4 protein-coding genes are annotated in these 2,217 nt (G+C 36.4%); all 4 read left to right on the forward strand.

Annotated elements, in window-relative coordinates:
* Positions 1-627: HNH/ENDO VII family nuclease (locus ACFINH_RS09560; RefSeq protein ID WP_375632924.1), on the forward strand; the 627-nt coding region annotated here is incomplete at its 5' end.
* A 64-nt stretch (positions 628-691) separates the two neighbouring features.
* Positions 692-1,282: an SMI1/KNR4 family protein gene (locus ACFINH_RS09565; protein WP_183193918.1), complete on the forward strand. Its 591-nt coding sequence runs from the start codon at positions 692-694 to the stop codon at positions 1,280-1,282.
* Between the two features lie 52 nt (positions 1,283-1,334).
* A complete protein-coding gene (locus ACFINH_RS09570; protein WP_375613701.1) occupies positions 1,335-1,808 on the forward strand; it encodes an SMI1/KNR4 family protein in 474 nt (157 codons plus the stop codon).
* Positions 1,805-2,217: SMI1/KNR4 family protein (locus ACFINH_RS09575; RefSeq protein ID WP_375632926.1), on the forward strand; the 413-nt coding region annotated here is incomplete at its 3' end. The genes ACFINH_RS09570 and ACFINH_RS09575, both read left to right, overlap by 4 nt.

A 2,217-nucleotide genomic window follows, 5' to 3' on the forward strand; every position in this document is an offset into this window, starting at 1 on the left:
AATCTTGGCAACAAGGCTGTGATCAAGTTCATTGCTAGGAAAGATTTTGCCCAATTCGCTTCCAAGAAAAATCTTGCCAAACTTGCAGCTCAGGGAGATCCTGACAAACTTGCGGCGAAGAAAGAACTAACTAAACTTGCTGCTAAAGAAAAAAAGCTTTGGTTAAAAAAGAAACCCACTAAATTTACCGATAGCAAATTTGGTCAGACGAACAAAGCTTATAAGAGAGACGATTTGTTTGATCCTAACCAAAGGGTTAAATGGAGAGTAAACAAGAAAGACGTGTGGGGCACCAATATTGAAAGGATGGAAACAGGAAGAGCACCTATAGGATTTGATGGTGAGCCTGTTGAGTTGCATCACCTAAAGCAAACGCATGAGGGGCCCATAGCAGAAATGAGCAAGGAATCTCATAATAAATATAATTCCGTGATTCATGCTCCTTCCAAAACACATCAATCGCTTATAGAGAGAGAAAAGTTTAATAAGTGGAGAGAGGAATATTGGAAGGAACGCGCTAAAGGGTATAGAGAACAAAAAAACAGTAATTTAGGAGAAATAATTGATATGAAATGGGGTATTATAGGTCTAGATTTTGACAGATGGGGACAGGAGCATCGGCAGTAATACTCTACGGTTGATGAAAAGAGAAAAAACAGAGATTTATAGAATAATTAATGGAGAATAATTGATGAAAACCTATACCTTAGATGATGTTGCAGTCTTAATTGATAAAGTAAATAAATATGATGAAGAGATTATCAATTTGGGTACTGAAGATGATGGAGAGAATGAAACAGATGATTTACAGATTGAAAAGGCGGAGAAAGCTTTGGGTTTGCAATTCACATCCTCTTACAAAGTTTTCTTAAAAAAATATGGAGGAGGAGAAATTGGTGGTGATGAAATATTTAGCATTTATGGAGATTGTGGGGAAGGTATTCCTGCTGGTGATATTGTTTACCGAAACTTACTCAATAGAGAACGTGGTTTTGTGACACCAGAACAGCTTTTCATTAGCAGAACAGATTTTGGTGAAACCTTTTATTTTGATTATACGCAGTTTAGGGATGGAGAATGCCCACTTTATGTCATGCTTCCATCTGAGGATTGCGAGTATTACGCTAGCAATTTTTATGAATTCCTTTGCAAAAGAATTAAAGAAAGTGTGGGAGCTGAGATACCTGATGGTGACCAACCGATTGAAAAGATTGAGAACACTCCCACTCCGCAACCTATCCCTTTTTACAAGAGCTTTTGGAAAAAACTATGGAAGAGGTGAAATTGATAGAGGAAATATGAAGCGTTTATAACGCAAGTTTTGAGGATCATCCATGAAAACCTATACCTTAGCTGATGTTGCACAATTAATTAATAAGTATCCGGATGTTATCGACTTTGGCACTGCAGAGGATGCACCTGATGATATATTGATTGAAAAGGCTGAGAGAACTCTTGGTTTACAATTCACCTCGTCCTACAAAAGTTTTTTAAAAAATTATGGAGGAGGAGAAATTGGTTGCGAGGAAATTTTTAGCATTTATGGTGTAGACTTTGAAACTGTTTATGGTGGTGACATTGTCTATAATCGCTTAACAGAAATGAAAAATGGTTTAGCAAAATCACAGCAGCTTGTTGTCAGTAGAACTGATTTTGGTGAGACATTTTACTTTGATTACTCTCAGTTTCAGGATGGTGAATGTCCGCTCTATTTTGAGGTAATATCTGGAGATCCCCTTTATTATGCAAGTAATTTTTATGAATTTCTCTGTAAAAGAATTAAGGACCATGCAGGGGAAGATTTATGAAAACCTATACCTTAGCTGATGTTGTAATATTAATTGATAAAGTGAATAAATATGATGATGAGATTATCCATTTTCGTACTGAAGATGATGCAGTTGATGATCTTGTAATTGAAAGGGCTGAGAAAGCTCTTGGTTTACAATTCACATCCTCTTACAAGAGTTTTTTGAAACATTATAAAGGTGGGGACATTAGTGGTGAAGAAATCTATAGTCTTTATGAGCATCCTATAGGTGTTTCTGTTAATGACGTTGTTTTCCAAAACTTAAATGATAGAAAACGTGGTTTTACGACACCAGAACAGCTCGTTGTGAGTTATGATCTTGATGAAACCTTTTACTTTGATTATACGCAGTTTCGGGATGGTGAATGCCCACTTTATGTCATGCTTCCATCTGAAGATTGCGAATA

Origin of the sequence: Bartonella sp. AA74HLJMH (assembly GCF_042197045.1) — a bacterium.
Classification (GTDB): Bacteria; Pseudomonadota; Alphaproteobacteria; order Rhizobiales; family Rhizobiaceae; genus Bartonella.

Coding starts and splice junctions, on each gene's coding strand:
- ACFINH_RS09570 (WP_375613701.1), top strand. CDS start 1,335: ATGAAAACCTATACCTTAGCTGATGTTGCACAATTAATTAATAAGTAT.
- ACFINH_RS09565 (WP_183193918.1), top strand. CDS start 692: ATGAAAACCTATACCTTAGATGATGTTGCAGTCTTAATTGATAAAGTA.